The sequence below is a fragment of the Mesorhizobium sp. M4A.F.Ca.ET.022.05.2.1 genome, assembly GCF_003998845.1.
Lineage (GTDB): Bacteria > Pseudomonadota > Alphaproteobacteria > Rhizobiales > Rhizobiaceae > Mesorhizobium.
Map to the genome: position 1 here is coordinate 1 of NZ_RZOJ01000288.1, position 7,805 is coordinate 7,805.

A 7,805-nucleotide genomic window follows, 5' to 3' on the forward strand; every position below is an offset into this window, starting at 1 on the left:
TTGGCGATGCGGTCGTAGAACCAGTCGCGCAGCGGCCGCGGCAGGGCGAGCAAAACCTTCGCCGTGCGCCATGGCCAGCCATGCTCGGCCATCACGGCGATGAAGCCGTCCAGTTGGGTGAAGGCCTTTCCGTCGATCAGGGTCAGGCTGGTATCGTAGCTGTCGATCGCCAGTCCGTGCTTGCGAAACAGCGCTTCGCCGAACGGCGACTGCGCCGTGGCGAAGCGAAAGCGCTTCCCGCGGTCGAACCGCGCCACCGTCCGCACGAAACCCGAGCAGAACACGCAGACGCCGTCGAAGACGATCAGCGGCTGGGTTGCATCGTAAGCTTGCGGCGGAGGAAGGGGACGCTTCGGTTCGGGCAGGTCAATCATGTCGGCCCCGGCTGCTGGTGTCGTCAGACACTAAGCCAGCCGGCGGCGGCGTCAAAGCGGTGGCGTTGTCGCACGCCGCCGATCGGCCAGCGCGGGGCGCTCGGCGCGATAGGTGGTTGCGCGATGGCTGTCGGCCGGTTTGCAGATCCGGCTGTCATGACGGCTCTCCAGCGTCATGATCAGTGCGCGCTGATGCCGAGCGAGTTGCCGCGGCGGGCGCAGGCCGGGCCTGGGCCGCGCATGTAATAGCGCTCCGGCCGATAGGTCGGCGCGACGAATTCGCGGATGGCGGCGGCGTAGCCGGCAATGTGGTTCCAGAACTTCATTTCCCTGTCCCTGTCCCGATTTCGGATGTCCCGTCCGAATTGCGGGCATCATAGCGTCGAGGCGTGAATAGTCGGTGAACGTGATGTTAATTTCTGGTCCGAAATGCCCCGCTTCGTGGCCGGAATGCGGCTGATTCGGGGTCTTTCCGAGCCATTTGTCGGCATCTCGCCCAATGTGACTTTTGCATCACATATGTTTCGCCCCGATGTCGGTTGAGCGCGGTTCTGTTTCAATCGCGGGCGCCTCGACGAAATTTCCGTGCGCCGCCCGGGAAAGTCAGGACCCAGTCTGGAGGCGGCCTCCCGGAACCGGAGCGGGTTCTGCCCGTTCTCGGTTCAACCACCCTGCTCACGGAGTTCGTCATGGCGCCGCGCCCGGCCTGGAAAGGCTATCTCAAGCTGTCGCTGGTCACTTGCGCCATCGAGCTGACCAACGTCGTCACCCACGCCGAAAAGGTCTCCTTCCGCATCCTCAACCGCAAGACCGGAAACACCGTGAAGCGCATCTATGTAGATGCCGAGACCGGCAAGCCGCTGGAGGAAGGCGACGAGATAAAGGGCTATGAGGTCGAGGACGGCGAGTTCATCCATATCGAGGAAGACGAGATCGAGGCCGTCCAGATCGAGTCCTCGCATACGATGAGCCTCGACGGCTTCGTCGACAAATCCTCGATCCGGCAGATCTACCTCGACACGCCCTATTATGTCTCGCCGGCGGACAAGGTGTCGGAGGAGGCCTTTGCCGTCATCCGCGACGCCATGGCGGGCAAGAAGATGGCCGGCCTCGCCCGCATCGTGCTCTACCAGCGGGAACGCCCGGTGGTGATCGAGCCGCTCGGCAAGGGCATGGTGCTGACCACGCTGCGTTACGACAACACAGTGCGTCAGCCCGACAGCGTCTTTGGCGATATCAAGCCGGTCAAGACCGACGATGAGATGATAGACCTTGCCGAACACATCATCGACCGGAAGGGGGCAAAATTCGATCCGTCGAAGTTCGACGACCGCTACGAGGATGCCCTGCTCGAGCTGATCCGCGCCAAGAAGGCCGGCAGGAAGGCGCCGAAGGCCAAGGCGCCGCCGAAGCCTTCCAATGTCGTCAACCTCTTCGATGCGCTGAAGAAGAGCCTGAACGCGGAAGGCGCGGGCAAGGCCGCGTCGAAGGCGAAGGCAAAGCCAAAGGCCGGACGGGGCAAGGCCTCCGCTCCGCGGCGCAAATCGGCATAGGAGGCCGCAGCCATGGCCAGCCTCGAGCAGTATCGGGCCAAGCGGGATTTCAGGAAGACCGCCGAGCCGGCCGGCAAGCTGTCGCGGAGCGGCAAGAAGGCCGCCGGCATCTTCGTCATCCACAAGCATGCGGCGACCAGGCTGCACTACGACCTGCGCCTCGAGCATGACGGCGTGCTGTGGAGCTGGGCGGTGACGCGCGGCCCGAGCCTCGATCCGCATGAGAAGCGGCTGGCCGTGCACGTCGAGGACCATCCGATCGATTACGCGCCGTTCGAAGGCACCATCCCGAAGGGCGAGTATGGCGGCGGCTCGGTCATCGTCTGGGATGAGGGCAAATGGATTCCGGAAGGCGATCCGGCCAAGGCGATGAAGAAGGGCCATATCGGCCTCGAGCTGGAAGGCCACAAATTGCATGGCCGCTGGCATCTGGTGCGGCTGAAGCCGCGCTCCGGCGAAAAGCGCGACAACTGGCTGCTGATCAAATCCGACGATGCCGCCGCGCGCCCCGGCGAGGACATCCTGAAGCAGGAGCCGAAATCGGTGAAATCCGGCCTGACGATCGAGGAGGTCGGCGAGGGCAAGACGGCCAAAGGCGCGAAGCCGAAAGTCTGGCACTCCAACAAGCCGGCCGCCGGCAAGGCAAGAGCCGGGCCTGCCAGCCGGCTGGAGTTCATCGAGCCGCAGCTCGCCACGCTGGAGAAGGATGCGCCATCCGGCGACGATTGGCTGCATGAAGTAAAATTCGACGGCTACCGCATGCAGGCGCAGGTCGCCGGCAGCGAGGTGAGGCTGCTCACCCGCGCCGGCCTCGACTGGACCTCAAAATTCGACGGCCCCGTCACCGCCGCGCTCGCCGGTCTGAAGTGCCGGGAAGCCGTCATCGATGGCGAGATCATCGTTCTGGCCGACAGCGGCGTGTCGTCCTTCGCCCTGCTGCAGGCCGATCTGTCGGCCCGCCGCGGCGACCGCTTCGTCTACTATGTCTTCGACCTGATGCGCCTCAACGGCGAGGATCTGCGCCGCGAGCCGCTGGTCGAGCGCAAGCAGGCGCTGGCTGAACTGCTCGGCGACCAGCCGGAAGATTCAGCGCTGCGCTTCAGCGACCATTTCCATGAGCCCGGCAAGATCATGCTGCAGCATGTCTGCCGCATGGGCCTGGAAGGCGTGGTTTCGAAACGCGCCGACGCGCCTTACCGCAGCGGTCGTGGCCTCACCTGGGTGAAATCGAAATGCACGCTGCGCCAGGAATTCGTGATCGGCGGCTATCTGCCGTCCGAGAAGACCGGACGCGGCCTGCGTTCACTGCTGGTCGGCTATCACGAGCGCGGCAAGCTCCACTATGCCGGCCGCGTCGGCACCGGCTTTTCCGGCAAAATGGCCACCGACCTCAAGAAAAAACTCGACGGCCTCACGGCAAGAACCTCGCCCTTTTCCGCCGCCGTGCCCAAGGGAAAGGGCCTGGTCTGGGTCAAGCCTCAACTTGTCGGCGAAGTGGAGTTCCGCAGCTGGACCGCGGACCGTATAATACGTCACGCCTCGTTCCAGGGATTGCGCGAGGACAAGCCGGCGGAGGAAGTCGTGCAGGAAAAACCGAAGCGGGCCTCCGGCAAGGGCGAAAGCGATGCGGGCGGCGGCACGGCGACGCCAAAGGCCGCCTCGGCTGGAGTCGCAAGGACGTCGGTGAAACTATCCCATCCGGACAAGCTGCTGTGGCCCGACGAGAAGGTCTCCAAGCTGGACCTGCTCGACCATTACGCGCTGGTCTGGCCGCGCATGGAACAATTCGTCGTCAACCGGCCGCTCAGTCTGGTGCGGGCGCCGGACGGCATTGGCGGCCAGCGCTTCTTCCAGAAGCATGCCTCGCCCGGCATGAGCGACAAGATCGCCCGGATGAAGGATCCGACCGATGGCGAGGAGATCCTGTTCATCAAGGATTTCGACGGGCTTGCCGCGCTGGTCCAGTACGGTGTCGTCGAGGTCCATATCTGGGGCTCAACCGTCGACGAGCTGGAGAAGCCCGACCAGATCATCTTCGACCTCGATCCCGACGAAGGCGTCGACGTCAAGGCGGTGCGCGAGGCGGCGCTCGACATCCACAAGCAGCTGGACGAGCTGTCGTTGCCCAACCTCGTCAAGACCTCCGGCGGCAAGGGCTATCACGTGCTGGTGCCGCTGCAGCCGTCGGCGGACTGGGACGAGGTCAAGGACTTCGCCCATGATTTCGCCCGCGCGCTGGAGCAGGCCGCGCCCGACCGCTACACCGCGACGCTGTCGAAGAAGGCGCGCACCGGCAAGATCTTCGTCGACTATCTGCGCAACGGCCGCGGCTCGACGACGGTCGCCCCGTACTCCTCGCGCGCCAAGAAGGGGGCGACGGTGTCGATGCCGGTGACCTGGCCGGAACTCGAGAAGGGTCTGGCGCCGAATGCCTTTCCGGTCGGCGATTCCACCACGCTGAAGCAGCTGGGTGAAGCCAATCCGTGGAAGGACTTCTTCAAGCTGGGCAAGCCGTTGAAACGCGGCTGATCACGGAAGGCGCATCAGGCGAGAAACACCTTCTCGAACGCCTGCCTGCCCGGCGGCGAAAACACCACGGCGCGGCTGTCCTTCTCGCGTCGGGCCCATTTCTCGGCGATGATCTTGTCGAGGATGGCGGCGCCCAGCGTGCCGGCGAGATGCGAGCGCCGCACACTCCAGTCGAGACAGGCGCGGCAGACCGGTCGTCGCGCCTTGGCCTCGACATCGATGCCGAGCGCGGAAAAATGCGAGGCCGCTGCCGGGCCAAGCCTGATTTCGCGGTCGTGCCGTAGCAGGACCTTTCGGTCGACGAGTCGGTCGAGCATCGCCACCGCCTGCTCGCCGGCGAGATGGTCGTAGCAGACCCGCGCCACCCGCATCGCCGCATCGCGCGGCCCCGGCCGCACCCGCTTCGGGCCGACGGCCTCGGCGACGCCGATGATCGCCTCGATCATGCCCGCCACTTGCGGCCCGGCAAGCCCGTAGTAGCGGTGCCGGCCCTGGCTGGCCAGGGTCAGCAATCCACCCTCCATCAGCTTCGACAGATGCGAGGAGGCGGTCGGAAGCGACACGCCGGCCTCGAGCGCCAGTTCCGATGCGGTCAATGCCGTGCCGCCCGTCAGCGCGGTGAGCATGTTGGCACGGGCCGGATCGCCGACCAGGCTGGCGATGCGGGCAATGTCCGGTCCTTCGCGCATAGTTTTGTCTCCATCGAAGCATTCTCGCTAGAAAACCACTATCCTGCGGTCAGATCAAGGAGATGGCGACGACGCTCCCGACATCGGATTGCCTATAACACCCGAAGCGCGCGATGCTTCGAGCGTGCTCTAACTGTCGCCGCAGCAAACCCAAGCCGACGAGGAGACGACCATGACCATCACCTGCTTCATCCGCTACGAGATCGACCCGTTCGGCAAGGCGGCATTCGAGCAATATGCCCGCGCCTGGGGGCAGGCCATCCCGCGCTGCGGCGCCGACCTCATCGGCTATTTCGCGCCGCATGAGGGTTCGGCCACCACCGCCTATGCCGCCTACAACATCGAGAACCTAGCTGCCTACGAAGCCTACCGCGCCCGGCTTGCCGCCGACCCGGCAGGCAAGGCGAACTACGAATTCGCGCGGCGCGAGAAATTTATCCTGAAGGAGGACCGCATCTTCCTGAGACTGGCGTCAGGTCCGCATGGGCCGCGGCAGATGTTCCGGACCGACGTCACGGTCAAGGAAGGGATGGAAGCATGATCGCCGTCATCTTCGAGGTCGAGCCGGCTCAGGGAAGGCGCGATGCCTATCTCGGCATCGCGGCGGAGCTGCGGCCCCTGCTCGACGGCATCGACGGCTTCATCTCGATCGAGCGCTTCCAGAGCCTCGCCGATCCGAACCGCGTCCTGTCGCTGTCCTTCTGGCGCGACGAGGACGCGGTGAAAGCCTGGCGCAACACCGAAGAGCACCGGCAGGCGCAGAAGGCCGGCCGCGGCGGTATATTTGCCGGCTATCGTCTGCGCATCGCCCACGTCGTGCGCGACTACGGCCTCACCGACAGGACCGAGGCGCCGCAGGATAGCCGGGCGGTGAATGGGTGAGAGAAGGTGCTACGCATTGCCGATCAGCACGCCGGCCGCGAAGACCAGCGCGCCGCCCAGCACCACCTGGAACGCGGCGCGCCAGAACGGCGTCTGCATGTAGCGGTTCTGCACAAAGGCGATCGCCCACAATTCGAAGAACACCACCACGGCGGCGACCGCCGTCGCCGTCCAGAAGAACGGGATGAGATAGGGCAGCGCATGCCCGAGACCGCCCAGCGTCGTCATGATGCCGACGGTCAGTCCGCGCTTCAGCGGCGAGCCGCGGCCCGACAGCTTGCCGTCGTCGGAGGCGACTTCGGTGAAGCCCATCGAAATGCCGGCGCCGATCGAAGCGGCCAATCCGACTAGGAAGGTCTGGAACGTGTCGTGCGTGGCGAAGGCGGCGGCGAAGATCGGCGCCAGCGTCGACACCGATCCGTCCATCAGCCCGGCCAGTCCCGGCTGCACATAGGTGAGGATGAACTGGCGCTGCTCGGCCGTCGCCTCCTCGATCTTGATCTCGCCCGGAACATGCTCCTGTTCCAGTTGGTGAGCCGAGCTTTCATGGCCCTGCTCGGCCACCGCCAATTCGTCGAGCAGTTTGCGGGTCGAGGCATCGGTGGTGCGCTTGGCGGCCTCGACATAGAAGCGGTAGGCCTGCTGTTCCATCGCTTCGGCCTGCCGGCGCACGGCCTCGATGCCGAGCGGCCTGACCAGCCAGTCGGGCTTGCGCTCGTAATAGCCCCTCACGTGCTCGCGCCGGATCAAGGGGATGCGCTCGCCGAAACGCTTGCGGTAGACCTCGATCAGCGAATCGCGGTGGCCGTCCTCTTCCTCCGCCATGGCCTCGAACACCTTGGCCGATTGCGGGAAGTCTTGCGCCAGCCCGTCGGCATAGGCGCGGTAGATGCGCCCGTCATCCTCCTCCGAGGATATGGCCAGCGCCAGGATCTCCTGCTCGTTGAGCGAATCAAAGGAACGGCGGCCGAAGCCGAAGACACGGGAAAGCATGAGCAAGTCACCCTAGATTAGAATTATTCTAAACTAGGGTTGGACCCGCGGCCGGTCAATCGCGCATTGCGGGCGTGCGCAAGATTTGTTGATCCGGGAATTGCCGGCGGGGCCTTCTTTATTACCGAACGTTCACCTATATAGCTGAACTTAAGCCAAAAGAAAGGAGTCCCCGGATGCCGCCGAAAGAGCATGCGCACGCCCTTGATCCGAAACCTGTCCTCGATCTCATCGCCAGCATCGAGGCCGACCTGCAGCGCCTGAAAGGCCTGGTCGAGCAGCAGGTCGAGAAATTCGATCCCGCCAATCCGCACAACAAGTCTCCCGACGGCAAGCTGACGGAAGAGGGCGTCGAGTGCTGCTACCGCATGTTCGACAATGGCAAGTCGCGCTATTCGGTCGCTCAGCAGATGAAGATTTCGTTCGCCGCCGCCACCCACCGCTTCAACGCCTGGCGCAAGCTCGGCGGCAGCAAAAGGCAAAGAACGCTGTTGGGGTGAGGGGCGGCGCCAACGGCAGCTATAATCCGCCAACCTTGTAACCATCACATTTTTTCGTTGGCGCGCCGCGGCCTTTTCCGTGCACCATGGGCGGTCTGTTTGCTCAAGGCCGCGCCCATGACCGTCCCTCCCGGCATCGCCGATATCCGCAACGCCGCGGCGCGCCTCTCCGGCCTGATCGTCGAGACGCCGCTGATCGAATCGCCGGAGCTCAACAAGCGCTATGGCGGCCGCATCCTGTTCAAGCCGGAGACGTTGCAGCGCACCGGCTCCGTCAAGGCTCCC

Annotated in this window: 9 protein-coding genes and 1 pseudogene; 6 read left to right on the plus strand and 4 right to left on the minus strand. The window is 64.6% G+C overall.

Annotated elements, in window-relative coordinates; translation table 11 throughout:
- Together EN745_RS24810 and EN745_RS24815 are read right to left on the minus strand one after the other, a co-directional pair.
- Positions 1-374, minus strand: a 374-nt coding sequence (locus EN745_RS24810) for a DCC1-like thiol-disulfide oxidoreductase family protein (RefSeq protein WP_127422490.1), incomplete at its 3' end; no start/stop codon positions are given.
- 179 nt (positions 375-553) lie between these two features.
- Positions 554-700 (minus strand): hypothetical protein, encoded by a 147-nt coding sequence (locus tag EN745_RS24815; RefSeq protein ID WP_126057275.1) that lies wholly within the window; start codon positions 698-700, stop codon positions 554-556.
- Positions 701-1,063: 363 nt separating this feature from the next.
- Between EN745_RS24815 and EN745_RS24820 the strand changes: the two genes are divergently transcribed.
- Both EN745_RS24820 and ligD read left to right on the plus strand, forming a co-directional pair.
- A complete protein-coding gene (locus EN745_RS24820; protein WP_126057274.1) occupies positions 1,064-1,927 on the plus strand; it encodes a Ku protein in 864 nt (287 codons plus the stop codon).
- Between the two features lie 12 nt (positions 1,928-1,939).
- Complete coding sequence (gene ligD / locus EN745_RS24825; protein ID WP_127422491.1) at positions 1,940-4,456, plus strand: DNA ligase D; 2,517 nt, start codon at positions 1,940-1,942, stop codon at positions 4,454-4,456.
- 14 nt (positions 4,457-4,470) lie between these two features.
- Here the strand turns inward: ligD and EN745_RS24830 are convergent, their stop codons facing one another.
- On the minus strand, positions 4,471-5,145 hold the full coding sequence (locus EN745_RS24830) for a winged helix-turn-helix domain-containing protein (RefSeq protein ID WP_127422492.1): 675 nt from the start codon (positions 5,143-5,145) through the stop codon (positions 4,471-4,473).
- 172 nt (positions 5,146-5,317) lie between these two features.
- On the opposite strand from EN745_RS24830, the gene EN745_RS24835 reads away from it, so the two are divergent.
- Positions 5,318-5,686 (plus strand): NIPSNAP family protein, encoded by a 369-nt coding sequence (locus EN745_RS24835; protein WP_127422493.1) that lies wholly within the window; start codon positions 5,318-5,320, stop codon positions 5,684-5,686.
- The gene (locus EN745_RS24840) at positions 5,683-6,027 is read left to right on the plus strand and encodes an antibiotic biosynthesis monooxygenase (protein ID WP_127422494.1); all 345 of its coding nucleotides are present in this window, start codon (positions 5,683-5,685) and stop codon (positions 6,025-6,027) included. Before EN745_RS24835 ends, EN745_RS24840 begins: the two co-directional genes overlap by 4 nt.
- A 9-nt stretch (positions 6,028-6,036) precedes the next feature.
- On the opposite strand, the gene mbfA is transcribed toward EN745_RS24840, so the two are convergent.
- The gene (mbfA, locus tag EN745_RS24845; RefSeq protein WP_126057269.1) at positions 6,037-7,020 is read right to left on the minus strand and encodes an iron exporter MbfA; all 984 of its coding nucleotides are present in this window, start codon (positions 7,018-7,020) and stop codon (positions 6,037-6,039) included.
- 176 nt (positions 7,021-7,196) lie between these two features.
- Between mbfA and EN745_RS24850 the strand changes: the two genes are divergently transcribed.
- Together EN745_RS24850 and EN745_RS37185 are read left to right on the plus strand one after the other, a co-directional pair.
- A complete protein-coding gene (locus EN745_RS24850) occupies positions 7,197-7,520 on the plus strand; it encodes a hypothetical protein (RefSeq protein WP_127404967.1) in 324 nt (107 codons plus the stop codon).
- A 117-nt stretch (positions 7,521-7,637) separates the two neighbouring features.
- A pseudogene (locus EN745_RS37185) lies at positions 7,638-7,805 on the plus strand (pyridoxal-phosphate dependent enzyme); the annotation flags it as partial.